This is a genomic window from Enterobacter chengduensis (genome assembly GCF_001984825.2).
Lineage (GTDB): Bacteria > Pseudomonadota > Gammaproteobacteria > Enterobacterales > Enterobacteriaceae > Enterobacter > Enterobacter chengduensis.
Genome location: NZ_CP043318.1, coordinates 2,620,036 through 2,644,361, shown reverse-complemented (window position 1 = coordinate 2,644,361; position 24,326 = coordinate 2,620,036). Strand labels below are relative to the sequence as shown.

22 protein-coding genes are annotated in these 24,326 nt (G+C 59.4%); 9 read left to right on the top strand and 13 right to left on the bottom strand.

The genetic code is table 11. The annotated features are described in order from the left end of the window. Positions 1 to 132 precede the first annotated feature (132 nt). From FY206_RS12880 to FY206_RS12860, 5 genes are all read right to left on the bottom strand, one after another. Positions 133 to 1,845 carry an ABC-F family ATP-binding cassette domain-containing protein gene (locus FY206_RS12880; RefSeq protein WP_032640702.1) on the bottom strand — a complete coding sequence of 571 codons (1,713 nt, stop codon included), beginning with the start codon at positions 1,843 to 1,845 and terminating at the stop codon, positions 133 to 135. A gap of 382 nt (positions 1,846 to 2,227) precedes the next feature. After that, positions 2,228 to 3,925 (bottom strand): NAD-dependent malic enzyme, encoded by a 1,698-nt coding sequence (locus FY206_RS12875; protein WP_008501715.1) that lies wholly within the window; start codon positions 3,923 to 3,925, stop codon positions 2,228 to 2,230. A 176-nt stretch (positions 3,926 to 4,101) separates the two neighbouring features. Next, positions 4,102 to 4,239: a stationary-phase-induced ribosome-associated protein gene (gene sra, locus FY206_RS12870; protein ID WP_032640700.1), complete on the bottom strand. Its 138-nt coding sequence runs from the start codon at positions 4,237 to 4,239 to the stop codon at positions 4,102 to 4,104. A gap of 95 nt (positions 4,240 to 4,334) precedes the next feature. Continuing rightward, positions 4,335 to 4,550 carry a biofilm-dependent modulation protein gene (bdm, locus tag FY206_RS12865; RefSeq protein ID WP_008501713.1) on the bottom strand — a complete coding sequence of 72 codons (216 nt, stop codon included), beginning with the start codon at positions 4,548 to 4,550 and terminating at the stop codon, positions 4,335 to 4,337. 232 nt (positions 4,551 to 4,782) lie between these two features. Further along, positions 4,783 to 5,634, bottom strand: coding sequence for a Vmh family MBL fold metallo-hydrolase (locus FY206_RS12860; RefSeq protein WP_032640698.1), 852 nt, complete (start codon positions 5,632 to 5,634; stop codon positions 4,783 to 4,785). A gap of 110 nt (positions 5,635 to 5,744) precedes the next feature. Between FY206_RS12860 and FY206_RS12855 the strand changes: the two genes are divergently transcribed. Both FY206_RS12855 and FY206_RS12850 read left to right on the top strand, forming a co-directional pair. Then, positions 5,745 to 6,626 carry a LysR family transcriptional regulator gene (locus tag FY206_RS12855; RefSeq protein ID WP_032640696.1) on the top strand — a complete coding sequence of 294 codons (882 nt, stop codon included), beginning with the start codon at positions 5,745 to 5,747 and terminating at the stop codon, positions 6,624 to 6,626. Between the two features lie 75 nt (positions 6,627 to 6,701). Continuing rightward, positions 6,702 to 7,130 carry an OsmC family protein gene (locus FY206_RS12850; RefSeq protein WP_014883900.1) on the top strand — a complete coding sequence of 143 codons (429 nt, stop codon included), beginning with the start codon at positions 6,702 to 6,704 and terminating at the stop codon, positions 7,128 to 7,130. 23 nt (positions 7,131 to 7,153) lie between these two features. Here the strand turns inward: FY206_RS12850 and FY206_RS12845 are convergent, their stop codons facing one another. Beyond that, positions 7,154 to 8,059 carry a LysR family transcriptional regulator gene (locus FY206_RS12845; protein WP_032642600.1) on the bottom strand — a complete coding sequence of 302 codons (906 nt, stop codon included), beginning with the start codon at positions 8,057 to 8,059 and terminating at the stop codon, positions 7,154 to 7,156. 115 nt (positions 8,060 to 8,174) lie between these two features. Here FY206_RS12845 and FY206_RS12840 point away from each other — a divergent pair, with 115 nt between their 5' ends. After that, positions 8,175 to 8,924 carry an SDR family NAD(P)-dependent oxidoreductase gene (locus tag FY206_RS12840; RefSeq protein WP_077064025.1) on the top strand — a complete coding sequence of 250 codons (750 nt, stop codon included), beginning with the start codon at positions 8,175 to 8,177 and terminating at the stop codon, positions 8,922 to 8,924. Here the strand turns inward: FY206_RS12840 and FY206_RS12835 are convergent. Genes FY206_RS12835 through FY206_RS12805 form a run of 7 tightly spaced genes read right to left on the bottom strand, consistent with a single transcriptional unit; the run spans position 8,921 to position 15,754 of the window. Next, the gene (locus FY206_RS12835; protein ID WP_032640690.1) at positions 8,921 to 9,850 is read right to left on the bottom strand and encodes an oligopeptide/dipeptide ABC transporter ATP-binding protein; all 930 of its coding nucleotides are present in this window, start codon (positions 9,848 to 9,850) and stop codon (positions 8,921 to 8,923) included. The genes FY206_RS12840 and FY206_RS12835 overlap by 4 nt on opposite strands. Further along, a complete protein-coding gene (locus FY206_RS12830; RefSeq protein ID WP_032640688.1) occupies positions 9,843 to 10,829 on the bottom strand; it encodes an ABC transporter ATP-binding protein in 987 nt (328 codons plus the stop codon). Before FY206_RS12830 ends, FY206_RS12835 begins: the two co-directional genes overlap by 8 nt. Continuing rightward, the gene (gene ddpC, locus FY206_RS12825) at positions 10,829 to 11,722 is read right to left on the bottom strand and encodes a D,D-dipeptide ABC transporter permease (protein ID WP_077064024.1); all 894 of its coding nucleotides are present in this window, start codon (positions 11,720 to 11,722) and stop codon (positions 10,829 to 10,831) included. The genes FY206_RS12830 and ddpC overlap by 1 nt, the downstream gene beginning before the upstream one ends. Beyond that, the gene (locus FY206_RS12820; protein ID WP_008501701.1) at positions 11,719 to 12,741 is read right to left on the bottom strand and encodes an ABC transporter permease; all 1,023 of its coding nucleotides are present in this window, start codon (positions 12,739 to 12,741) and stop codon (positions 11,719 to 11,721) included. The genes ddpC and FY206_RS12820 overlap by 4 nt, the downstream gene beginning before the upstream one ends. 22 nt (positions 12,742 to 12,763) lie before the next feature. Continuing rightward, positions 12,764 to 14,296, bottom strand: a complete 1,533-nt coding sequence (locus FY206_RS12815; RefSeq protein WP_032640683.1) for an ABC transporter substrate-binding protein — start codon at positions 14,294 to 14,296, stop codon at positions 12,764 to 12,766. A 15-nt stretch (positions 14,297 to 14,311) separates the two neighbouring features. Continuing rightward, complete coding sequence (gene ddpX / locus FY206_RS12810) at positions 14,312 to 14,887, bottom strand: D-alanyl-D-alanine dipeptidase (protein ID WP_032640681.1); 576 nt, start codon at positions 14,885 to 14,887, stop codon at positions 14,312 to 14,314. A gap of 12 nt (positions 14,888 to 14,899) precedes the next feature. Continuing rightward, a complete protein-coding gene (locus FY206_RS12805; RefSeq protein WP_032640679.1) occupies positions 14,900 to 15,754 on the bottom strand; it encodes a MurR/RpiR family transcriptional regulator in 855 nt (284 codons plus the stop codon). A gap of 266 nt (positions 15,755 to 16,020) precedes the next feature. On the opposite strand from FY206_RS12805, the gene FY206_RS12800 reads away from it, so the two are divergent. From FY206_RS12800 to FY206_RS12775, 6 genes are all read left to right on the top strand, one after another. Then, a complete protein-coding gene (locus FY206_RS12800; RefSeq protein ID WP_032640677.1) occupies positions 16,021 to 17,502 on the top strand; it encodes an alpha/beta hydrolase in 1,482 nt (493 codons plus the stop codon). A gap of 93 nt (positions 17,503 to 17,595) precedes the next feature. Continuing rightward, complete coding sequence (locus tag FY206_RS12795; protein ID WP_032640675.1) at positions 17,596 to 18,807, top strand: diguanylate phosphodiesterase; 1,212 nt, start codon at positions 17,596 to 17,598, stop codon at positions 18,805 to 18,807. Positions 18,808 to 18,895: 88 nt separating this feature from the next. Next, complete coding sequence (locus FY206_RS12790; RefSeq protein ID WP_032640673.1) at positions 18,896 to 19,786, top strand: aminoimidazole riboside kinase; 891 nt, start codon at positions 18,896 to 18,898, stop codon at positions 19,784 to 19,786. A gap of 173 nt (positions 19,787 to 19,959) precedes the next feature. Continuing rightward, complete coding sequence (locus FY206_RS12785) at positions 19,960 to 21,477, top strand: carbohydrate porin (RefSeq protein WP_032640671.1); 1,518 nt, start codon at positions 19,960 to 19,962, stop codon at positions 21,475 to 21,477. Positions 21,478 to 21,543: 66 nt separating this feature from the next. Further along, complete coding sequence (locus FY206_RS12780) at positions 21,544 to 22,914, top strand: sucrose-specific PTS transporter subunit IIBC (RefSeq protein ID WP_032640668.1); 1,371 nt, start codon at positions 21,544 to 21,546, stop codon at positions 22,912 to 22,914. Next, a complete protein-coding gene (locus FY206_RS12775) occupies positions 22,914 to 24,320 on the top strand; it encodes a sucrose-6-phosphate hydrolase (protein ID WP_032640666.1) in 1,407 nt (468 codons plus the stop codon). Before FY206_RS12780 ends, FY206_RS12775 begins: the two co-directional genes overlap by 1 nt. Positions 24,321 to 24,326 lie beyond the last annotated feature (6 nt).

The following is a 24,326-nucleotide window of genomic DNA, read 5'->3' as shown; positions in this document are numbered from 1 at the left end:
TTTAGCGCCGTAATGCAAGGCAACGGCAACATAATGTCATTATTTAATGCGATTTCAGATTAAGAATACGGCGTTCCTCTAATTATTTAGGGGGAAAATACTGGCCCGACGAGATGCTCGCCGGGCGCAGACCTACAGCCGTGCTTCTATCTCCTCGATCTCTTTACGCCATTGTGCCTGCAGCTGCGGCTTTTGATGCTTCGGCTTACGCGCCAGATCGTCCTCCAGCAGCGTTTCCAGCGCGACCAGCCGTTCGAGCAGATCGTCATACGGCGAGGATTGCACCGTCGCCGCAGCGATGTCAGGCGCGGCGGGTGTCACCAGCCCCGCGCTTTCCCGCAGGCGCTCAAACACCGCCTGGGCATCGTGCCACTCGCTCAGCGTGCCTTCTTCAATCAGCCAGAAACGGTTGCAGCTTTGGCTGATTAACTGACGGTCATGGCTGACCAGCAATACGCCGCCGTCGAACTGCTGAAGGGTTTGCGCCAGCGCCTCTTTGCCTTCCATGTCGAGGTGGTTGGTCGGCTCATCCAGCATCAGCAGGCTGTAGCGGGCAAGCGTCAGGCCCACGAACAGCAGACGCGAGCGTTCGCCGCCGCTGAGCGTGCTGACCGTTTGCCTGTGACGCGCCCACGGGAAACCGGCGCTTATCAAGGCCATTTTGCGGTGCTGCGGATCCGGTGCGAACGGCTCCAGCGCGTCGAGCAGCGTGGCGTTGTCCGCAAGCTGGTGTAGCGTCTGGTCGTAATAGCCCGGCGACACGCGCGGGTGGATTTTCAGCCCCGCGTCGCTCTGCTCATCGCAAAAAGAGCGCCAGATAAGCTTCATCAGCGATGATTTGCCGCAGCCGTTACGACCGACAATCGCCACGCGATCGCCGCTTTTCAGCCGCGCCGTTTCGATGTTAAACAGCGGCGGTAGCCCGGGCGCGGGCGGGACGCTCAGGCCCTCCATCTCCAGCAGACGGTCTGCCCGCAGCGCGTCGCCGCGCAGGGTTAACGTCCACGGACTGCCTGCCGTGAGCGCCGTCTGGCTCTCTTTCAGCCGTTCGACCTGTTTTTCCATCTGTTTGGCTTTGCGGGCGAGGTCTTCGTTGTCGTAAACCTTGCCCCAGGTTGCCAGCCGCTTGGCGCTGGCGGTCACGCGGTCGATCTCCTTTTGCTCCGCCCTGTGGCGCTGCGCATCGCTCTCATCTTTTGCCTCAAGCGCCCGGCGTGCGGCCGTGCAGGGAAGGGCAAAGTAGTGCAGCGTTTTATCACGCAGGATCCAGCTGCCGTTGGTGACGGCATCCAGCAGCTGCCGGTCATGCGAGACCAGCACGAAGCTGCCCGACCAGTTCAGTAGGAAGTGTTCCAGCCAGAGCATGGTCGGGAGGTCAAGGTGGTTGCTGGGTTCATCGAGCAGGAGCAGGTCCGGCTCGTGAATCAGCGCCCGCGCCAGCAGCAGGCGGGTGTGCTGCCCGCCGCTCAGCGTGGCGGATTGCAGCGCCATATCCTGCGGCGTGAAGCCCATGCCCGCCAGCAGCGTTTCGGCTTTCCAGCGCAGGCTTTCGCGCTCCGCTAAAGGCAGCTGTGCGAGTACGGCATCGATCATGGTCAGCGGGAAAATGTCGTCCGGGAGATGCTGTTCCACGCGGGCCATCAGGCAGTGCCCGGCCAGCGCCACCGTACCGGCAGCAGGGGAATCGCTGCCGTCCAGCACCTTGAGCAGCGTGCTTTTTCCGCAGCCGTTATCGCCCAGCAGGCCAATGCGGTCGCCTTTTTTCAGCGTAAAGGAGAGGGAGTCGAAAAGCGTGCCAAACGCCGTATCAACGCGTAAAGATTGTGCAGTGAGTAAAGTGCTCATTGTTGCTTACCCAAGAGTCACAGGCATGTTTATGCCTCGTCAAACATCGCTGACGATAACTCAGTAAGCCCGAGAGAAGGGATTTCAGGGGTTGGTGTCTTCGCTCAAGCAGAAGTTATCGCAGCACGATACCGATAACGCTTGAGCAGGTGCGATCACCAAATGTATGTGAAACATTGAAAATTTCACAGTACAGCATAATTGGCCTCCTTATATATTCAGTAGGTTAATGGATGAAAGCAGTGTAGCGGGGGAAAGGAGGTTTGGCTAGTGGGTATTCGATGGTGCGGTTTGTTGCCCTCACCCTGACCCTCTCCCACAGGGAGAGGGAAAACAGCCAGCCCGTAGGCCCGGTAAGCGAAGCGCCACCGGGCGGAGCGGATTAAATCGACGTACGGCGATAGCTGCGGTATTCAGGCTTCCAGAAGTTGTCGTCGATGGCCTGCTGCAGCGCGTCGGCGGAGGTTTTAACCGCCACGCCCTGCTGTTGCGCCATTTTACCCACCGCAAACGCGATAGCGCGCGACACCTTATGAATATCCTTCAGCTCAGGCAGAACCAGACCTTCGCCATCGTTGACCAGCGGCGAGTGGCCCGCCAGGGTTTCGCTCGCCGACATCAGCATTTCATCGGTAATGCGGGACGCGCCGGAGGCGATCACCCCCAGACCAATGCCCGGGAAGATATAGGAGTTGTTGCACTGGGCAATCGGATAGGTTTTATCCTTCCAGACCACCGGATCGAACGGGCTGCCGGTCGCAACCAGCGCGTTGCCTTCGGTCCAGGCGATGATGTCCTGCGGTGTCGCCTCCACGCGGGAGGTCGGGTTAGACAGCGGCATCACGATAGGGCGCTCGCAGTGCTTGTGCATCTCGCGAATGATCTCTTCGGTGAAGAGACCGGTTTGCCCGGACACGCCGATCAGAATATCCGGCTTCACGTTGCGCACCACGTCCAGCAGGGAAAGGACTTCGTTGTCGGTATCCCAGTTTTTCAGGTTTTCGCGTTTCTGCACCAGCTTGGTCTGGAACGGCAGCAGGTTCGGCATGCCGTCGGTCAGCAGGCCGAAACGGTCCACCATAAAGACGCGGGAGCGGGCCAGCTCTTCGCTTAAGCCTTCGCGCTGCGTCTGGGCGATAATCTGCTCGGCAATACCGCATCCTGCGGAGCCTGCGCCAAGGAAGACGATTTTTTGGTAGCTCAGCTGGCTGCCGGCCGCGCGGCTGGCGGCGATGAGCGTACCCACGGTCACGGCTGCGGTGCCCTGAATGTCGTCGTTAAAGGAGCAGATCTCATCGCGATAGCGGTTCAGCAGCGGCATCGCGTTCTTCTGGGCAAAGTCTTCAAACTGCAGCAGCACGTCCGGCCAGCGGTGCTTCACGGCCTGGATGAAATCGTCGACAAACTGATAATATTCGTCGTCGGTAATGCGCGGGTGACGCCAGCCCATATAGAGCGGGTCGTTGAGCAACTGCTGGTTGTTGGTCCCGACGTCCAGCACCACCGGCAGGGTATAGGCCGGGCTGATGCCGCCGCAGGCGGTATAGAGAGAGAGTTTACCGATGGGGATCCCCATCCCGCCAATGCCCTGGTCGCCGAGGCCGAGAATACGTTCGCCGTCGGTGACCACAATCACTTTGATATTGTGGTTAGGCACGTTCTGCAGAATATCGTCCATGTTGTGACGGTTCTGATAGGAGATGAATACCCCGCGTGAACGACGGTAGATCTCTGAGAAACGCTCGCAGGCGGCACCCACCGTCGGTGTGTAGATCACCGGCATCATCTCTTCCAGATGGTTCTGCACCAGGCGGTAGAAGAGGGTTTCATTGGTGTCCTGAATGTTACGCAGGTAGATATGTTTGTCGATTTCCGTTTTGAAACCCTGATACTGGATCCACGCGCGCTCCGCCTGTTCTTCAATGGTCTCAACCACTTCCGGCAGCAGGCCAAGCAGGTTAAAGCTGCTGCGCTCTTCCATGCTGAAGGCGCTGCCTTTGTTAAGCAGGGGAAATTCGAGTAAAACCGGTCCGGCGTATGGGATGTATAAGGAACGATGTTTTTTCAGTTTGTTGTCCATGTCACTCACTCTTTTTATGAAGATCCGTCCCTGGCACTGCTGTTTGTCATCTTTCTGGCCTGTGCGATGGGGTGCGGTCAGGCGGTATTATAAAGGAGCTAAATATTAATTACCGCAACACATAAACAAAAACACCACCGGGGTTACCGATGGTGTTCTGGATCTCAGTCTGGAACCTACTTGCCCGCGTGGCGTTTTCTGCCGGTGGCGTGAGTGACCTGCGTTTCGTTGTCGCCTTCAATCACCACTTTACGCTGATTAGAAAGCTTGTAGTTCAGTCCCAGAATATGGCGTGCCTGACGGTTCGATTTCATGTTAACTCCTCAATCCTGTTGATAGTTTTAAGGACCAGTTTGCTTACGCAAACGAAATGTAACCCCTTAGGTTGCAGATCCAGCTTAGCAGGTTTTTACAAGGGTGCGTTTTGCCCGCTGACGACGTAGTTAATGGTCTGCTGGTAGATGTCACTGAGGATGTCATTATCTGTGGATTCGACCCACCTGGTCAGCTCCATCAAAATGTCATCTTCAGTCACAGCACCATGCTCGGCGTGAAGACCCTGTGCAATCGCGTTAACGAGTTCGGGTTGTGCTGCTGCGGTATTAGCCGGGTAATAAGTAAACATGCTGCCTCCGTGTCGTTGTCTGTTTAATGGTACGGCTCGCAAAAATTTAATTCACAAACAGAATGGCAAATATCTTCCCGATTGTGTCTCAGATTCATCTTAGAAATAAAAATGACATAAGTGCATGCTTTTATGCACATTTAAACGGTGTGGATATATTGACGGGTAACGGCGGTGGATATTATGACTGCGCTCCTGCTATCGCGGAAATATAGCAGGAGCAGATTTTAAATTACCACTTCATTTCGCCGGTATTCACTTTGGCGCTTAATTCCAGCGAGCTCTCGTCCGCCAGGCTCGGGTACTGTTTTTTCAGGGTGCTGATGACGCCTGCGGAATCTTTGTGCGCGGCCAGGGCCTTGTCAAAGCGTTGGAGATAGTCGCGGGTAAAATCAATCGCGCCCGTACCGGCAGGTGGCGTGCCGAGATAGTGACCCGGGATCACGCGCTCGGGTTTGCGTGCCGCCATGCTCATAAGGGTTTCCTGCCACTGCTTACGGCTTTCTGCCGTCTGGGTGTCAGCCGTCCAGACGTGGATCCCCCAGGCCACCCCCGTACCGCCTAGGATCGTTTTTGCTGACGGGATCCACACATAGGCCGCGTAGCCGTCAGGCTGCTCGATATCGACCTTTTCCCCGTCAACCATAAACGTCGTGGACGCGAGGACCTGCGGGACGATCAGCTCCGTCGGCGCGCCGTCCTTCATCTGCGGGCCCCAGAAGGCGAGCTTGGCGTCTTTGGTGGCTTTAATATGGTCAACCACGTGCTGCGTGGCCACCACTTTGGCATTCGGGAAGGCTTTCACCAGCGGCTGCAGGCCAAAATAGAAGTCCGGATCGCCGGAGGTGATCACAATCTTATTCAGGGTTTTGCCGCTGCGGCGAATTTTCTCTACCAGCGCTTCGCCATCCTTCACGCTGAACTGCGCGTCAAACAGCACCGCCTCTTTCGGACCGGAAACCAGGGTGGAGGAGACCGGGAAAATGCCTTTCTCCTGCGGGTTATACGTATCAATGGTCAACGGCGCGGCAAAAACAGCCGGCGTGAAGAGGGTGGAAAGCAGGGCAAGGTGGGTGAGTTTCATGCTGTTGTCTCTGTTGTTCAGGAATGTTTCTATTGTACGGATAATTGCATTTGCCAGAATTCCTGAAACAGGACATGCTTAGTTTCATAAATCGAGCAAATGGAGCTTCTATGGATCGCGTTATTGCCGCTCAGGTCTACAACCGGATATGCGAGCTGGGCAGTTTGAGCGCGGCGGCCCGCGCGCTGGGTATCTCGCGACCGATGGTCAGCCGCTACCTGGAACAAATGGAGAAGTGGGCGGGCACGCGCCTGGTGAACCGCTCCACGCGCAAGCTGACGCTGACCGCGGCAGGGGAAAAGGTGCTGCAAAAAACGCGCACGCTCTCGCAGATCTCGCAGGAAATTGAAGGCCAGTCGGAGAAAGATCTGCCCTCCGGCACCCTGCGGGTGGCCTGCGCGCACTTTACCGCGATGCACCTGATAGCGCCGGTGCTGCCCGGCGTGCTCGCGCGCTACCCGCAGCTGCGCATTGAGCTGGACGTGAACAACCACCCGGTCAGCCTGGTGGGAGAGCGTATTGACGTGGCCGTGCGCATTACCGACAACCCCGAACCCGGCATGATTGCCCGCCAGCTGGGAGAGTGTCGCTCGGTGCTTTGCGCCTCGCCGGAGTATCTCGCTCAGCACGGTACGCCCGCCAGCCCTGAAGCACTAGCCCAGCACAACTGCCTGCACTACAGCTTTTTTGCCGGTCAGTCCTGGCATTTCCTGACGCCGGAAGGCGAAAGCCTGAGCGTGGCCGTCAGCGGTAACCTGAGCGCCAGCATCTCTTCGCTGCTCATGGACGCGGCGATGAAGCACTGCGGTATCGCCATGCTGCCGGAGCGTGAAGCGCGTGCCGCGCTGGAGCAGGGATTACTGGTGCCGGTGCTGAGTGAGCTGGAGCCGAAACCGCTGGCAATTCACGGTATTTATCAGTCCCGTGAATACCAGCCCGCCGCGCTGCGCGTGTTCCTCGACGCGCTGGCGCATCATCTACTCGGCGACTAAGACTTGTCTGTCTTCGCCGCAGAATCTGAGCAGCCTTCTATACTTAACCCTTTGTAAGCCAAAAGGAGAGCAAGAATGACTATTCATAAGCACGGTTCGGCACACTGGTCTGGCGACATTAAGCGCGGTAAAGGGACGGTTTCCACCGAGAGCGGCGTTCTCAATCAGCAGCCTTATGGTTTCAATACCCGCTTTGAGGGTGAAAAGGGGACCAACCCGGAAGAGCTGATCGGCGCGGCACATGCGGCCTGTTTTTCGATGGCGCTGTCGCTGATGCTCGGGGAAGCGGGCTATACCGCCGATTCCATTGATACCACGGCGGACGTCTCCCTGGACAAAACCGACGGCGGTTTTGCCATCACAAAGGTTGCGCTTAAAAGCAAGGTGACCGTTCCCGGCATCGCCCCCCAGCAGTTCGACGGCATCATTCAGAAAGCCAAAGCGGGCTGTCCGGTGTCGCAGTTGCTGAAAGCCGACATCACGCTCGATTACAAACTCAACTAAGCCCCAGCCGGGTTCGCGCCCGGCTATCCCCTCAGCGCGGCGGGAAAGACTTCCGCCAGCCAGGCGATAAATACCTTCAGACGGTGCGTCAAATGCCGGTTCTGGGGGTAAACCACATGAAACGGGTATGCGGCATGGCGCCAGTCGCCCAGGATTGCCGCCAGGGTTCCCGCCTGCAAATACGGCTTTGCCGAATACTCAAACGTCTGCACGATCCCCAACCCTGCCACGGCAGCGGCCAGATGGGCATTGCTCTCATTCACGCCGAGATAGTGCGGAATATTGATTTCCATCGCCTCGCCGTTCTGCCTGAAGCGAAACGGAAACGGCCGCCCGGTGGCGGGAGAGAGATAGCTAATCAGCTTGTGGCCGTTGCGCAGCTCCTGCGGATAGGCCGGGACGCCATGGTTTCTCAGGTAACCCGGCGTCGCGCAGGTGACCATTTCAGCGTTCCCGAGATGGCGAGCGATAAGGGTCGAATCGTCCAGCGGGCCGCCGCGGATCACGCAGTCTACGTTACCGCTGATTAAGTCCACGGGCCGGTCGGCCACGCCAAGATCGATGCGGATATCCGGGTAGCGCTGCATAAAATCCGGCAGCAGGGGGATGAGCACGTCGCGGGCGGTAGAGCCGCCCACGTCGACGCGCAGATGCCCCTTAGGCGTTGCGCGGGAGACGCGAAACGACGTGTCGATATCTTCGATATCAATCAGCACCCTGAGCGCTTTTTCATAATATTCCATCCCTTCCGGCGTCGCGACCACCCGGCGCGTGGTGCGGTGCAGGAGGCGGATCTCCAGATGCGTTTCGAGAGATTTCACCAGCTTGCTCAGGGTGGCGATCGGTATATTCAGCGAGTCCGCGGCGCGGGTAAAACTGCCGGATTCGACAACCCGCGTAAAGGCGCGCATCGCCATTAGCTGGTCCATCATGCCCCTCTTATTATTTCTCTGGGTGAATAGTTATTTTCATTTTTGCCTGTTTTTCAGTAATGCCGCAAGGGCTAAAGTTTGTTCAACGCAAACCCAACTGAAGGTAAATGACATGAACACGACTCTCTCAGGAAAAATCGCACTGGTCACCGGCGGCAGCACCGGTATTGGTCTTGCCACGGCGCAGGAGCTGGCGGCTCAGGGCGCGAAGGTTTACATCACCGGGCGTCGCCAGGCCGAGCTTGACGCGGCGGTGGCTGAAATCGCTTCAACGGCAGTGGGCATTCGCGCCGACGTTTCTAAACTTGCCGATCTGGATGAGGTTTATGCCCGGATCGCAAAAGAGGAAGGCCGCCTCGATATTCTGTTCGCCAATGCGGGTGGCGGCGATATGCTGCCGCTGGGCGCCATCACCGAAGAGCAGTTTGATCGGATTTTCGGCACTAACGTTCGCGGGGTGCTGTTCACGGTGCAGAAGGCGCTGCCGCTGCTCTCCGCCGGATCGTCGATTATTCTGACCGGCTCGACGGTGTCCATTAAGGGGACGGCAAACTTTAGCGTCTACAGCGCCAGCAAGGCCGCCGTGCGTAACTTTGCCCGCTCCTGGGCGCTGGATTTGCAGGGCCGAGGGATCCGCGTCAACGTGGTCAGCCCGGGTCCAATCAAAACCCCCGGTCTCGGCGACCTGGTGCCGGAAGAACAACGTCAGGGGCTGTACGACGCGCTGGCCGCGCAGGTCCCTCTCGGACGCTTAGGCGCGCCGGGTGAGGTGGGTAAAGCGGTGGCGTTTCTGGCCTCCGACGCGGCCAGCTTTATTAACGCCAACGAGCTGTTCGTGGACGGTGGGATGGCGCAAATCTAACCCAGGCTGCGCCAGCAGCGAACGTTACGGCCCTCGCGTGAGGGCTGTAATGGTTGGGGACGTTCACACCCCTGCGCGGCCATCGGGCAGCGGTCACGGAAAAAACAGCCTTCGGGCAGATGGCGGTTGCCGGGAAGTTCCGTTTTGCGCAACGCCAGCGATTCATCCAGAGGTTCGCCGGTGCGGGGAACAGAATCGAGCAACAGTTGGGTATAGGGGTGTCGCGGCTCGCCAAGCACCTGCGCGGCGCTGCCCAACTCCACGATCTGGCCGAGATACATCACCGCCACGCGGTCGCTCATGTGTCTGACCACCGAGACGTTATGTGAAATTAACACGTAGGTCAGATTACGCTGCTGCTGCAGGTTCACCAGCAGGTTGAGGATTTGCGCCTGCACGGAGATATCCAGCGCGCTGGTCGGTTCATCAAGCACGATAATATCGGGGTCGGACGAGAGCGCTCGGGCGATGGCGATGCGCTGGCGCTGCCCGCCGGAGAAGGCGTGCGGAAGCCGGTCGAGATACTCCGGGCGAATGCCCACCTGCAGCGCCAGGTTCTCCGCCAGCTGGCGGCGTTCCCGCTCGGGGCTGCGCTTTTGCACCCACACCGGCTCGGTGATGATGCGCCAGACCGGCAGGCGCGGGTCGAGCGAGGAGAGCGGATCCTGAAACACCATCTGCATGCCGCCCGCGTGATGCGCGCGGTGGCACGCGCCGGTGCTGGGCCTAAGCATGCCCATCAGCAGTTGGGCCAGCGTGCTTTTCCCGCAGCCGGACTCCCCGACAATGCCCAGCGTTTCCCCCCGGCGGATCTCAAGATCGAGCCCGTTAAGCGCATGCACCTGTTCCGTCACGCGCCCCAGCCAGTTTTTACGCGCCGCAAAGTTCACGTGCACGCTATCCAGTTCCAGCAGTACATCAGACATGGTGTTTCTCCCGTTGCGGATACCAGCAGGCGGCCTGTTGACCTTCTGCGCCATTCGGCTGTAAGCGCGGCGTTTCGCTGCATTTCGCCCCGGCGGCAAAGCAGCGCTCGCGGAACGCGCACCCCTGCGGAAGCTGGCTGAGGTTGGGGACCGTGCCGGGGATGGCGGGAAGCAGATCGCGCGGCTGGCCGTTTTCCGGCGCGCACTGCAGCAGGCCGATGGAATAAGGATGTACAGGCTGGTGGATCAGCGTTTGCGTGGCGCCGCTCTCGATCACGCTGCCCGCATACATGACGTACATTCTGTCGCACAGCTGCGAGACCACGGCCATATCGTGGCTGATAAACAGCACCGAGGTGCCGCTGGCCCGCGCCTTGTGCTTTAGCAGGCGGAGCACCTGCAGCTGGACGGTAACGTCCAGCGCCGTGGTCGGTTCGTCGGCGATAATCAATTCCGGCTCGCAGGAGAAGGCAAGGGCGATCATCACCCGCTGACGCATCCCGCCGGAGAGTTCAAACGGATAGCGCGCCATGACCTGCTTCGCGTCCGGAATTTGCATCTCTTCCAGCAGGGTAATTGCCTTTTGCTGCGCCTCGCGCCGGGAAAGCGGCCGATGCTGGCGGATCACCTCCACCATCTGTTTGCCAATCCGCCGCGTCGGGTTGAGGGCGGTCATGGGCTCCTGAAAAATCATCGCGACCTTTGCGCCGCGCCACTGGCGAAGCTGTTTCTCGGACGCCGTCAGGACGTTTTCGCCGAGCAATGTCACCTTACCGTGATGGATACGGTAGCTGCCCTCCGGCAGCAGGCGCATGGCGAGCATGGCGGTCACGGATTTACCCGATCCCGATTCGCCCACCACGCCGACGATTTCGCCCCTGCCGATCGCCAGCGAAACGTGGTTCAGCGCGTGGACCTCCCCGCGAAAAATCGGGAAGCTCAGGTGCAGGTCTTCAATATGCAGTACCGGTTCGGTCATCACTGTTTGCCTCCTGACTTCGGATCCAGCAGGTCGCGGATACCGTCGCCAAACAGGTTAAAGCCCACGGCGGTAATCAAAATCGCCGCACCGGGAAAGGCGCAGTACCACCACTGGTCGAGAACGTAGTTACGGCCAACGGCCACCATCGCGCCCCATTCGGCGGTGGGCTGCTGCGCGCCCAGGCCAATAAACCCCAGCGTGGCGGCCATCAGAATAGCGCTGCCGATGTCCAGCGACGCCTGCACAATCAGCGGCGGCAGGGCGTTGCGCAGGATATGCCAGCGGATCAAATGCCAGCGGGAGGCGCCGAACGTGCGGGCGGCCTGAACGTAGGTAAACTGGCGCACCACCAGGCTTTGCCCGCGCGCCAGTCGGACGTAAAACGGGATGCGGACGATTGCAATCGCCAGCATGGCGTTAAACAGGCTCGGGCCAAGCGCGGCGGCCAGCGCCATGGTCAGCACCAGGGAGGGAATGGAGAGCATAATGTCCATCACCCGCATGATGACGGCGTCGCCGCGCCCGCCCAGCACGCCGGACAGACAGCCCAGCAGCGAGCCGATGCCGCCGGCAATCACCACCACCGCCAGCCCGGCGGTAATCGACTGCTGGCTGCCGACCAGCACGCGGCTGAACAGATCGCGGCCCACCTCGTCGGTACCAAACCAGTGCTGCGCAGAGGGCGCAAGCAGGCGGGCGGTCAGATCCAGCGCGTTCGGGTCGTGCGGCACGATCCACGATGCGGCCACCATAATGAAAAGCATCACGAGCATAATCACGCCGCCCACGATCGTGAGCGGGCTTTGACGCAGCATCCAGAACAGCTTTGCCCAGCTGATGCGCCGTCTGGCGGTTTTCACCGGGACGGGCGTTTCCTGCGTTAACATCATTCGGCACCTCCGCGCCCGATTCGCGGGTCAATCCACAGGTAAAGCAGATCGACCACCAGATTAACCAGCACGTAGGCCAGCGAAACGACGACCGCGAAGCCCATCACGGCAGGGAAATCGAGCGCCTGAATGGACGTCACCACCCAGGCACCCATCCCCGGCCAGGCAAAAACGGTTTCGGTCAATACGGCACCGTACAGCAGATCGCCCAGCGCCAGCCCGAGCACGGTAATCGACGGGATCATCGCATTCGGCAGGGCGTAGCGCAGGACGATGTACCAGCCGGGCAGGCCGCTGGCGCGGGCGGTGCGGATGTAGTCTTCGCTAAGCTGCTCCAGCATCGCGGAACGGACCTGACGCGCCACGATGCCCAGGTGAACAAACGCCAGCGTTAGCGACGGTAAAATCAGATGCTGCAGCGCATTGAAAAAGACCTCGCCGTTGCCCTCCAGCAGCGCGTCCAGCAGATAAAACCCGGTGACGTGCGTCGGCGGATCGAGCCAGTCGTCGAGCCTGCCGCCGCCCGGCAGGATCTGCAGGTGCCCGTAAAACAGGACAATGACGCCCAGCCCAAGCCAGAAGGCCGGGGTGGAGATCCCGGTCATCGCCATTAATCGCACCAGGTGGTCGAGCCAGCGGTTGCGATACACCGCCGACAAAATCCCCAGCGGCACGCCGATGACCAGCGCCAGCAGCAGGGAACAAAAGGCCAGCTCCAGCGTGGCGGGGAAAAAGGCCTTCAGGTCTTCTGCAACCGGGCGCCCGGTGCGAATGGACGTGCCTAAATCACCGTGGGCCAGGGCGTCCACGTAGCGGCCAAACTGAACGTACAGCGGCTGATCCAGCCCCAGCTGCTGGCGAATATTCTGCACGATGTCGTCGCTGGCGCGGTCGCCGGCCAGCAGACGGGCCGGGTCGCCGGGGATCAGGTGTGAAATAATAAAGGTGATAATACAGACACCGGCCACCACCAGGAGTAACCCCCAGCAGCGCTGGCGCACGATGCTCCAGAACGTCATACGCTTTCCCCCGGCAAAACGGTTATTTACTCATGGTGGCGATGTTGAACACCTGCTCAAGCATCGGATTAAAGGTGAAGCCTTTAACCTCTTTGTTCATCGCCAGCTGGTAGTTCTTCTGGAACAGATAAACGTAGGCCGCCTCGTCGATGACCACCTTTTGCGCCTGCTGGTAATCCCTGGTGCGTTCCGTCTGGTCGGTGGTTTTCAGCGCGGCCTGGAGCAGCGAATCAACGTCTTTGTTCTCATAGAACGAACGGTTGCCCGGCAGCCCTTTTTTGTCCGATTCGAACCAGTAGTTCATGAACATGTACGGGTCGGCAAAGTCCGGGCTCCAGTTGCCGATGGCGATGTCGTAATCGCCTTTTCCGACGCGGTCGCGCATGGTGGCATTGGCCAGTTTTTCCAGCTTGACGTTAATGCCGATCTTGCCGAGGCTGGCCTGGGTTGAGAGGGCGATAGGCTCCCAGTTTGGATCGTTGTCCGAGTAGAGGAAGGTCAGGCTGGCGGGCTTGTCTTTGACCTTCTCCAGCGCCGCGTTGGCTTTGGCTTCGTCGAAGCTGTACTGCATTGCCGAGGCGTCAAAGCCCCACATGCCTTCCGGGATAGGGCCGCGCATCTGCTTGCCGTTGCCGCTCAGAATGCCTTTTACCATCCCCTGGTAGTCCGTCGCCCAGGAAATGGCCCGGCGTAAATCCACCTGATTAAGCGGGGCTTTGCTGTTGTTGAGGTAGAGGTAGGTCACGCGCAGGGACGGGTATTCGGCAACGGCCACTTTGCCTTCCTGCTTGAGGGCCGCCAGCTGATCGACCGGCAGGGAGTCGGCAATGTCCAGGTCACCGCGGGAAAGCTGCAGACGACGCGATGCGCTCTCACCGATAATTTTCACCGAGACGCGCTTGAAGTGCGGCTTTTCGCCCGGCCAGTGGGGGTTTGGCACCAGCACCAGCTGCTGGCCTTTCTGCCAGCTTTTGAGCATAAACGGCCCGGAACCGGCCGTATTTTGCGCGAGAAAACCGCGCGCATCGTCCGCGGCATTGGCCTTCAGCACCGCCGGGTTAATGATGGACGCCCCGTCGTTTGCCAGCGTATACAGGAAAGGCGCGAAAGGCTGGCTGAGGGTGAACTTCACCGTATGGTCATCCACCGCATCAATTTTCAAATCTTTGGGGAAGGCTTCAGACGGCCCCTGGCCGAGCTTCAGCAGGCGCTCAAAGGAGAGTTTGACCGCCTCGGCGGTGACCGGGGTACCGTCGGAGAATTTTGCATTGTCCGCCAGGGTAAAGGTCCACTCTTTTTGGTCGTCGGAGGCTTTCCAGCCCGTCGACAGATCGCCTTCTACCTCGGTGGAGCCCGGCTTGTACTTAACCAGACGCTGGTAGGACGGATAGGTCACGGTCCAGTCGTTGTTATCGATGGTGATGGCCGGATCGAGCGTTTGCGGGTCGGCGGCTTTACCGATCGCCAGCATGTCTTTCGGGACGGCGGCCAGCGCCAGCGGTGCGCTCAGGGCCAGCGTGGCGGCAATGACGGTTGAGAGAAGCGATGTTTTCATGGCAGTGCTCCAGGTTTAAAGAGGGGTGTGCGTCAGTGAAAAACAGGCAAAACGGTCATCAAGCAGCGGATAGCTGGCGGCGTTCGGCAGTTCGAAATGCCACCATTCGCTGCTGATACCTACAAAACCGCCGCCAAACATGATGGCGTTCAGCAGCAGACGGTTGCGCTGGGCGTGCGGCGGTACGGAAGGGTGATACGGATGCGAACGATCGTGCATTTCGTCAAAACCGGCGCCCATGTCCAGCACGGCGTTATGCTCGTCCATAAGCGTGACGTCGATGGCCGTGCCGCGGCTGTGGTTGGAGCCAATCGCCACGTCGACCACATACTCCGGGTTTGGGCAGGCATCCCACAGCTGGGCCTGCGCCTGCTGCGGTCGGTAGGCGTCGTAAACCACCAGCTTCAGCCCCGCCAGCGCGGCAATGCTGATGGCTTTTGCGAGCGCGGTGGCGGCATCGGTATGAAGCAGGCACAGCGCCTCCTGGTAGATCGGGCGACCGGTGATGTTATCGGCGGTGGCGTACTTCAGATCGATATGCAGCGCGGGAAACATCTTCGCCACATCAATCAGTTCACTCTCTTCGGGCATGGCTCCGCTCCTTTAGCGTTCGAATTGACCAAACTCTTGCTGTAATTGTCGGTTTACCGCCAGGCGTGCCGGAAGCGCATCGCCCAGCGCCTCCACCACGCCCGACAGCAGCAGGTTGAACAGACAGCTCACGGGGGCAAGTGAATCCCAGAAATGACCGGTATCGGTTTTCACCTGCAGTAAATCCATCGAATAATCCCGCGCCCACGGGCACCAGATATCGGTAATTAAGGCCAGCGGAATACCTTTTTCGCTCGCGACGCGGCAGTACTGGCGGGCCATCGCGGAGTAGGCGCGCGTATCGGTCAGCACGACATACGGGTGCGAAAACCCCGAGTTCAGGGAGTCTACCCAGCTGCCGGATGCCCCCTCCGAATAGCTCACGCGCGGGCGGAGGTACTCAAGGTGGCTGAAGAAGGCGTTAGCGATCCCGCGCGTAGACTGGATCCCCAGCACAAACACCGCGTCCGCATGGGCAAGGTTGTGCACCACCCGGCGGAAGACGTCCGTTTGCGCCAGCTGATAAACCTGCGTGATGGCGTCAACTTCCAGCGACAGGGCGTGCTGAAGGCGGTTGGGCAGGGGGGACTGCTGTTGCCAGGAGTCAAGCCGCTCGTTCATGCCCCAGGGCTGATAGGGATCGCGCAGGCTCTTTTTGGCATCTTCAAGGTTGCGATACCCCAGCTTGCGCAGGAAGCGTCCAACGGTAATCCCGCTGGTCCCGCTAGCCTGACCGACGCTTTCAGCCGTTTCGAACGGTATCTGCGCGGCGTGCGCCAGCAGCCAGCTTCCAACCCGCTTTTCGCTGGGCGTAAGCTGGCTGAACGTCGCTTCGATACGGCTCAACATCTCAGGTTTCGTCGTCATACCGCCTCGCTGTTAACAGGCTGTCAAAAGCCGGATGTGTGTTACCAGATTAACAATGCATGACGCGTGCCATGTTCACAGAGGCGGTGAAACCTGCTGCGCCGTAAACTTCATGCAATATTTGTTTAACTAATGATCAACATTTGTGCAGCGTAGTTCACTTTTGGTGCACCGGCTGACCCGGCAAATATGAATTTGGTGAATACGTCAGCGTGTTCACATTTTTGATAAGATAGATACACGGTGAATATGAAAGGGAACGCGGCATGGCGAATTGGCCCTGGCGAGTCAGCGAGCGTCTGATGGCGCTAGCAAAGAAAACAGGCATGGTTGTTGGGATCGTCCTGATCGTCCTGCTGGCGGTAAGGGTGTACCTCTCGCAGCAGGGACCGGAGCTGCACCTCTGGCATACCTGGCGGGCGGACGAGATGTCCGTGCGAGAGATGGACAATGCCGATTTTGCCGGGTATCAGGCCCGGGAAAAGGCGATTTTCACCGATCTGGATAACGCGGTAACGGCGAAAACAGCGGGGGAGGAACAGACTCCGTTAAACCGCTACTATCGCCAGAGCCTGGTGTGGCCCGGTCAGTTTGCACCCGATGCCAACCGTTCCTTTGTGCTGATGCCCGCCGGAAAGCCGCGCGGCGCGGTGGTGTTGCTGCACGGGCTGACGGATTCGCCCTACAGCGTCAGACATCTTGCTCAGAATTATCAGGCACACGGCTTTGTCGCCGTGGTACCGCGCCTGCCCGGGCACGGCACCGCGCCCGGCGCGCTGACGGACGTTGACTGGGAGATGTGGCTGGCGGCGACGCGCCTTGCCGTGCGGGAAGCGACGCGTCTGGCGGGAGATCGGGTGCCCCTGCATCTGGTGGGCTACTCCAACGGCGGAGCGCTGGCGATGAAATATGCCCTCGATGCCCTGGACTCCTCTACGCTGCGCAGGCCGCAGCAGGTGATCCTGCTGTCACCGATGATCGGCGTGACGGCCTTTGCGCGGTTCGCCGGTTTCGCCGGGCTACCGGCGCTGCTCCCGGCGTTTGCCAAAGCGGCGTGGCTGAATATCTCCCCGGAATATAATCCGTATAAATACAACTCGTTCCCGGTGAACGCCGCCCGCCAGTCGTGGCTGTTGACGAAGGCTCTTCAGGAGCAGATAGGCCGAGAGGCGCGGGAGAACAGGCTGACGAATTTGCCGCCCGTTCTGGCGTTCCAGTCGGTCATGGACTCGACCGTCAGCACCCGCGCGGTGGTCACCGGCCTGTTTGACCAGCTTCCGGCAAACGGCAGCGAGCTGGTGGTGTTTGACATCAACCAGGCGGCGAGCTTCCGCCCGCTGTTTAAACCGTCCTCCTGGACGGCCACAACGTCGCTGCTGCCGGTGGCGCAGCGGCGTTACGGTGTCACGATTGTTACCAATGCGGACGCACATAGCTTCTCGACGGTGGCGAAAATCACCCCGGCAGGCAGCATGCAGGAGACGGTTGTGCCGCTCGCGCAGTCCTGGCCGCGGGACGTCTATTCCCTGTCGCACGTTGCCGTGCCGTTCCCGCCGGATGACGATCTCTATGGTCGCGAGCCCGAGGTGAAAAACCGCTACGGAATCAGCCTGGGAACGATAGCGCTCTGGGGCGAAACGTCCGTATTGAGCGTCGGAAAAGAGGCGCTGATGCGGGTCACCTCGAACCCGTTTTATGACTATACGCAGGAGAGGATTAACGGCCGGATCGGGGATGAGAAAAAGTAATCTTCATTAGTTGCGTGAATATGTTAGGTCACGATGACTAAGTATGTTACACAGTAGCTTTAAGGCACCTTTTGCTCATCGGAACTCCTTTTTGTGCTGACCACGCTGATTTACCGAAGCCAGTTGAATTTATCCCTGCCGCCCACTGAACTGCGGGAGCTGGTGGAGCGTGCCCGGATCCGCAATGCCAATCTGAATATCACCGGGGTGCTGCTTGCAAGGGGCAGTGATGTGCTGCAAATCCTGGAAGGATCGGAGGAGAGCGTGCTTACGCTGTTCCATAAAATCCGCGACGACAGGCGGCACAGCGGGGTGGTTGAACTGATGCGGGATTACGGCCCGCGCAGGCGTTTCGAAAACGTCGGCATGCTGCTGTTTGATTTGCAGATCCAGTCGCCGAAAGAGGTTCTGCAGTCGGTTCTGAATTACAGCAAGCTTGATAGCTATCTGACATCCGATGACCGGGTGTTTAAATTTATCCAGACGTTCATTACCAGCAAACGTCCGCTGTTGTTGGGCGGGCGTTACGACCCGACAACGTGGACGCTCGACCCCGAAACGCTGCCTTTTGGCGCGCCGCTGGGCCTGATTGCCGGGCAAACCTGTCAGTTTGCGCTTCAGCCTATCGTTGAGCCTTCGGAAGGGAAGATCAGCTCTCTTGAGGCCCTTATCCGCGGCAATGACGGCGGCAGCCCGGAGCAATTCTTCCGCACCCTTGACTCGGACACCCTCTACCAGGTCGATCTCCAGACGAAAGCGTATGCCTTTGCGCTGGCGGAAAAGATGGGCATTGGCAGCCATAAAATTGCGGTAAACCTGCTGCCGATGTCGCTGGTGAATGTCCCTGGCGCAGTCGAATTTCTGGTCGATCAAATTAAGCATCACGGGCTTCAGCCAGAACAAGTGGTGCTTGAAATCACTGAAAACGAAATGATATCCGGACTTAACCAGTTCAACAGCGCCATTAAGCAGCTTCGCGGTGAGGGAGTGGGCATGGCGATCGATGATTTTGGTTCCGGCTATGCCGGCCTCTCTCTGCTGACGCGCTTCCAGCCGGATAAAATTAAAATCGACCGGGAGATCATCAGCGATATTCACCTCAGCGGCCCAAAACAGGCGATTGTGCGATCCATCATCAGCTGTTGCTCCGACCTTGAAGTCACCCTGGTGGCTGAAGGTATCGAGAAAATAGAGGAGTGGTGCTGGCTCGAGTCTGCCGGCATCCGCCGCTTCCAGGGCTTTCTGTTTGCCCGTCCGCAGCTTAACGGCGTCGGCGATATTCACTGGCCGCATCTGGTGCGTTAGCCAATTTTCCTTCCTCGTTATTTCCCCTTTGTCCGGCCTGTGCTTAAATAGCTAAAACGGTTTAATATTGTTTAGCTATGAGGATCACATGAAAAAAATCTGGGTACTGGGCGACGCGGTAGTGGATCTGCTGCCCGATGGCGAAGGGAAATTACTGCAGTGTCCCGGTGGCGCACCGGCAAACGTCGCGGTCGGCATTGCCCGCCTGGGCGGCCAGAGCGCCTTTATCGGCAGGGTTGGCGACGATCCTTTCGGACGTTTTATGGCAAAGACCTTAGCTGACGAGCGGGTAGACGTGAAGTTTATGCGCCTCGATCCGGCGCACCGCACCTCAACCGTGGTGGTCGATCTCGACGGCCAGGGGGAACGCTCGTTTACCTTTATGGTGCGCCCGAGCGCCGATCTGTTTCTGGAACCTGCCGATCTGCCGACGTTCAGCCAGGGTGAATGGCTGCACGTCTGCTCCATCGCCTTAAGCGCCGAACCGAGCCGTTCGGCGACGTTTCAGGCGATGGACGCCATCAGAAAGGCGGGCGGTTACGTCAGCTTCGACCCGAATATTCGCCCGGATCTTTGGGCGGATGAGAACGAACTTCTCCGCTGCCTGGAACAGGCGCTGCACAGGGCTGACGTGGTGAAACTCTCCGTCGAAGAGCTGGCGTTCTTAACCGGAGACGTGCGGGTCAACGTCGGCCTGGACACGTTGATGCAATGGTGTCCGGCGCGCCTGGTGCTGGTCACCCAGGGGAAAGAGGGCGTCATCGCCTGGCATGAGGGCTGCGTTAAACACTATCCTGCAACCCCCGTTAAGTGTGTCGATACGACCGGCGCGGGCGATGCCTTCGTCGCCGGGCTGCTCTACGGCCTGGCCGTCGGGCAGGACCTGACGCCGGCCATCGCCTTAGCCCAGCGCTGCGGCGCGCTAGCCACCACGGCCAAAGGGGCGATGACAGCATTGCCCTGGCAGCACGATCTGTAAATCCTTCCTTCACAGGCCGTCATTCGATGGCCTGAATTGTCGCCCCGATCACACTTACTAAAACGGTTTAGCAAAAAAGATTGCCGATCCAAAATCGAGAGGTTTAGTATCAGCAACATAAACCGGTTTAGCAATTTAGCACGTTTAATGACTTCTTTTAGGGATGCGACAAAATGTATAAGAAACGCAGACTTGCCGTGATGATAGGCATGCTGGCCGGAAGTACCTCTGTTTTTGCCCAGACTGATATGACAAGTATCGAAGCGCGTCTTGCCGCGATGGAACAACGCCTTCAGGCTGCGGAAACGCGTGCCCAGGTGGCTGAAAAACGCGCCACGGAGGCCGAACAAAAAACGCAGCAGCTGGTTGCCGCGCAGCAGCAGGCGCAAACCACGACCCAGGAGGTGGCACAGCGCACCACCGCGCTGGAGAAGAAGGCGGACCAAAGCGGCGGGTTTGAGTTTCACGGCTACGCTCGTTCCGGCCTGCTGATGAACGACGCGGCCTCCAGCAGCAAAAGCGGCCCTTATCTGACTCCGGCCGGGGAAACCGGCGGTGCGGTGGGGCGTCTGGGTAACGAAGCCGATACCTACGTTGAGCTGAACCTGGAGCACAAACAGACGCTGGATAACGGGGCGACCACGCGCTTCAAGGCCATGCTGGCCGACGGTCAGAGAACCTACAACGACTGGTCAGCCGATACCAGCGACCTCAATATTCGTCAGGCCTTTGCGGAGCTGGGCAACCTGCCTGATTTTACCGGCGCGCTGAAGGGCAGCACCTTCTGGGCGGGTAAACGCTTCGACCGAGACAACTTCGATATTCACTGGCTGGATTCCGACGTGGTTTTCCTGGCCGGTACCGGCGGCGGCGTTTATGACGTGAAATGGAATGATTCGCTGCGCAGCAACTTCTCCATTTATGGCCGCAACTTCGGCAGCGTGGAGCAGACCGACAATAACGTTCAGAACTATATCCTCACCATGAACCACTTCGCCGGGCCGCTCCAGCTGATGGTGAGCGGCCTGCGGGCGAAGGATAACGATGACCGTAAAGACGCCAACGGCGATCTGATTAAAACGGATGCCGCCAATACCGGCGTTCATGCCCTGATTGGGTTGCATAATGATAGCTTCTACGGCCTGCGGGAAGGGACCGCTAAAACGGCGCTGCTGTACGGTCACGGGCTGGGTGCGGAAGTGAAAAGCATCGGCTCCGACGGCGCGCTGCTGTCTGAAGCCGATACCTGGCGCTTTGCAAGTTACGGTGTCACGCCGATCGGCGGTGGCTGGAGCGTTGCGCCCGCCGTACTGGCGCAGAGCAGTAAGGATCGCTACGTCAAGGGCGACAGCTATGAATGGGTGACGCTCAACACCCGCCTGATCAAAGAGGTGACCCAGAACTTTGCCCTGGCGTTTGAGGGCAGCTATCAGTACATGGATTTGAACCCGGAAGGCTATATGGACCGCAACGCCGTCAACGGCAGCTTCTACAAGCTGACCTTTGCGCCAACCTTAAAAGCGAGCAAAATCGGCGATTTCTTCAGCCGTCCGGAGCTGCGCCTGTTTGCTACCTGGATGGACTGGAGCAGCAAACTGGATCATTACGCCAGCGATGATGCCTTTGGCAGCAGCGGCTTCAACGCCGGCGGGGAATGGAACTTTGGGGTCCAGATGGAAACCTGGTTTTAACCCATCACGCTCCCGCCTGGCGGGGGCGTTTCGCACATCATAAAAAGAAGTCAGGCAGAGGTGTCTATGGATTTTAATCAAATCGCCCGCGAGCTCATTCCGCTGCTCGGTGGCAAGGAAAATATCGCCAGCGCGGCGCACTGCGCAACGCGTCTTCGTCTGGTGCTGGTCGATGACGCGCTGGCCGACCAGCAGGCGATCGGCAAGGTTGACGGCGTGAAGGGCTGCTTCCGTAACGCCGGACAGATGCAGGTGATTTTTGGCACGGGCGTGGTCAACAAGGTTTACGCCGCGTTTATTCAGGCGGCGGGGATCGGCGAATCCAGTAAATCGGAGGCTGCGGATCTGGCGGCGCGCAAGCTGAACCCGTTCCAGCGCATTGCCCGTCTGCTCTCCAACATCTTTGTGCCGATCATCCCCGCGATTGTCGCCTCCGGCCTTCTAATGGGGCTGCTCGGCATGGTGAAAACCTACGGCTGGGTCAATGCGGATAACGCCCTTTACATCATGCTGGACATGTGCAGCTCGGCGGCGTTTATCATTCTGCCTATTCTGATTGGCTTTACCGCCGCGCGGGAGTTTGGCGGCAACCCGTATCTGGGCGCGACGCTGGGCGGCATTCTGACGCACCCAGCGCTGACCAATGCCTGGGGCGTAGCCTCCGGTTTCCACACCATGAACTTCTTCGGCCTTGAGGTCGCGATGATTGGCTACCAGGGCACGGTGTTTCCGGTGCTGCTGGCCGTCTGGTTTATGAGCATCGTGGAGAAAAACCTGCGCCGCGCGATTCCGGATGCGCTGGATCTGATCCTGACGCCGTTCCTCACCGTGGTGATCTCCGGCTTCATCGCCTTGCTGATTATTGGTCCGGCAGGGCGCGCGCTGGGCGACGGCATCTCCTTTATCCTGAGCACCTTAATTGAACACGCGGGCTGGCTGGCCGGGCTGCTGTTCGGCGGGCTGTATTCGGTGATTGTGATCACCGGTATTCACCACAGCTTCCACGCGATTGAAGCCGGGCTGCTGGGCAACCCTTCGATTGGCGTGAACTTCCTGCTGCCGATCTGGGCCATGGCGAACGTGGCGCAGGGCGGCGCGTGTCTGGCGGTGTGGTTCAAAACCAAAGACGCCAAAATCAAAGCCATTACCTTGCCGTCGGCGTTTTCTGCGATGCTGGGCATTACCGAAGCGGCCATTTTTGGTATCAACCTGCGCTTCGTTAAGCCGTTTATCGCCGCGCTGATCGGCGGCGCGGTGGGCGGGGCCTGGGTGGTCTCCGTGCATGTCTACATGACCGCCGTCGGGCTGACCGCCATTCCGGGCATGGCCATCGTGCAGGCCAGCTCGCTGCTCAACTATATTATCGGCATGGTGATTGCCTTCGGCGTGGCGTTTACCGTCTCGCTGCTGCTGAAATATAAAACGGACGCTGAATAATGACGTTACCTTCCCGCTGGCCTGCGATCCTGCAGGCCGTTATGAAAGGCCAGCCGCGGGCGCTGGCGGATAGCCACTATCCGCAGTGGCACGCCGCGCCGGTGACGGGGCTGATGAATGACCCAAACGGGTTCATCTGGTTTGCCGGTCGCTACCATCTGTTCTATCAGTGGAACCCGCTGGACTGCGCGCATCGCTTTAAGTGCTGGGGGCACTGGAGCTCTGCGGATCTTGTGCACTGGCGGCACGAGCCGCTGGCGCTGATGCCCGACGCAGAGTATGACCGCAACGGCTGCTACTCCGGTAGCGCCGTGGACAACCAGGGCGTGCTGACGCTGTGCTACACCGGCAACGTCAAGTTCGATGACGGCAGCCGTACGGCCTGGCAGTGCCTGGCCGTGGAACAGCCGGACGGAAGCTTTAAGAAGCTGGGACCGGTGCTGGCGCTGCCGGAAGGCTATACCGGTCACGTGCGCGACCCGAAGGTGTGGCAGCACGACGGCGTGTGGTGCATGGTGCTGGGCGCGCAGGATGTGCAAAAGCGCGGCAAGGTGCTGCTGTTTACATCAGCCGATTTGCACGCCTGGACGTCCTGCGGGGAGATCGCCGGCCACGGGGTTAACGGCCTCAAGGATGCGGGGTATATGTGGGAGTGTCCGGACCTGTTCGCGCTCGACGACACGCACGTGTTGATCTGCTGTCCTCAGGGACTGGCGCGCGAGCCGCACCGCTATCTCAATACCTATCCGGCGACCTGGATGAGCGGGGCGTTTGACTATTCCACCGCCCGGTTCGATCACGGAGATCTGCACGAGCTGGACGCGGGCTTTGAGTTCTACGCCCCGCAAACGACGCTGGCGGAAGACAGCCGCCGCATTCTGATCGGCTGGATGGGCGTCCCGGACGGAGAAGAGATGCTTCAGCCAACCCGGGCGCACGGCTGGATGCACCAGATGACCTGTCCGCGCGAACTGCGCTATCGCGACGGCAGGCTCTTGCAGACCCCGGCGCGCGAGCTGGCGGCGCTGCGTGAAGAGGAACAGGGCTGGCAGGGACGCGCCAGCAATGCGCCTCTTCTGGACGCGACGCGCCTGGAGTTTGAGCTCAGCGCATCGCAGGTGAGCGTCGATTTTGCCGGCGCGCTGCGCCTCACGCTCGATGAGCAGGGTATACGCCTGGAACGCGCAAGCCTGAAAAACGGTGAAACGCTGACCCGCTACTGGCAGGGCGACGTTCGCCACTTGCGCGTGCTGTGCGACCGCTCCAGCGTCGAAATTTTCATTAACCACGGCGAAGGGGTGATGAGCAGCCGCTATTTTCCTGACCATCCGGCCCGGGTGCGATTCGAAGGTGCGTCCGATATCACATTACGCTACTGGTCGCTGCGCGCCTGCATGATAGAATGAGGGTTT

Coding starts and splice junctions, on each gene's coding strand:
- FY206_RS12880 (WP_032640702.1), bottom strand. CDS start 1,845: ATGAGCACTTTACTCACTGCACAATCTTTACGCGTTGATACGGCGTTT.
- FY206_RS12875 (WP_008501715.1), bottom strand. CDS start 3,925: ATGGACAACAAACTGAAAAAACATCGTTCCTTATACATCCCATACGCC.
- sra (WP_032640700.1), bottom strand. CDS start 4,239: ATGAAATCGAACCGTCAGGCACGCCATATTCTGGGACTGAACTACAAG.
- bdm (WP_008501713.1), bottom strand. CDS start 4,550: ATGTTTACTTATTACCCGGCTAATACCGCAGCAGCACAACCCGAACTC.
- FY206_RS12860 (WP_032640698.1), bottom strand. CDS start 5,634: ATGAAACTCACCCACCTTGCCCTGCTTTCCACCCTCTTCACGCCGGCT.
- FY206_RS12855 (WP_032640696.1), top strand. CDS start 5,745: ATGGATCGCGTTATTGCCGCTCAGGTCTACAACCGGATATGCGAGCTG.
- FY206_RS12850 (WP_014883900.1), top strand. CDS start 6,702: ATGACTATTCATAAGCACGGTTCGGCACACTGGTCTGGCGACATTAAG.
- FY206_RS12845 (WP_032642600.1), bottom strand. CDS start 8,059: ATGGACCAGCTAATGGCGATGCGCGCCTTTACGCGGGTTGTCGAATCC.
- FY206_RS12840 (WP_077064025.1), top strand. CDS start 8,175: ATGAACACGACTCTCTCAGGAAAAATCGCACTGGTCACCGGCGGCAGC.
- FY206_RS12835 (WP_032640690.1), bottom strand. CDS start 9,850: ATGTCTGATGTACTGCTGGAACTGGATAGCGTGCACGTGAACTTTGCG.
- FY206_RS12830 (WP_032640688.1), bottom strand. CDS start 10,829: ATGACCGAACCGGTACTGCATATTGAAGACCTGCACCTGAGCTTCCCG.
- ddpC (WP_077064024.1), bottom strand. CDS start 11,722: ATGATGTTAACGCAGGAAACGCCCGTCCCGGTGAAAACCGCCAGACGG.
- FY206_RS12820 (WP_008501701.1), bottom strand. CDS start 12,741: ATGACGTTCTGGAGCATCGTGCGCCAGCGCTGCTGGGGGTTACTCCTG.
- FY206_RS12815 (WP_032640683.1), bottom strand. CDS start 14,296: ATGAAAACATCGCTTCTCTCAACCGTCATTGCCGCCACGCTGGCCCTG.
- ddpX (WP_032640681.1), bottom strand. CDS start 14,887: ATGCCCGAAGAGAGTGAACTGATTGATGTGGCGAAGATGTTTCCCGCG.
- FY206_RS12805 (WP_032640679.1), bottom strand. CDS start 15,754: ATGACGACGAAACCTGAGATGTTGAGCCGTATCGAAGCGACGTTCAGC.
- FY206_RS12800 (WP_032640677.1), top strand. CDS start 16,021: ATGGCGAATTGGCCCTGGCGAGTCAGCGAGCGTCTGATGGCGCTAGCA.
- FY206_RS12790 (WP_032640673.1), top strand. CDS start 18,896: ATGAAAAAAATCTGGGTACTGGGCGACGCGGTAGTGGATCTGCTGCCC.
- FY206_RS12785 (WP_032640671.1), top strand. CDS start 19,960: ATGTATAAGAAACGCAGACTTGCCGTGATGATAGGCATGCTGGCCGGA.
- FY206_RS12780 (WP_032640668.1), top strand. CDS start 21,544: ATGGATTTTAATCAAATCGCCCGCGAGCTCATTCCGCTGCTCGGTGGC.
- FY206_RS12775 (WP_032640666.1), top strand. CDS start 22,914: ATGACGTTACCTTCCCGCTGGCCTGCGATCCTGCAGGCCGTTATGAAA.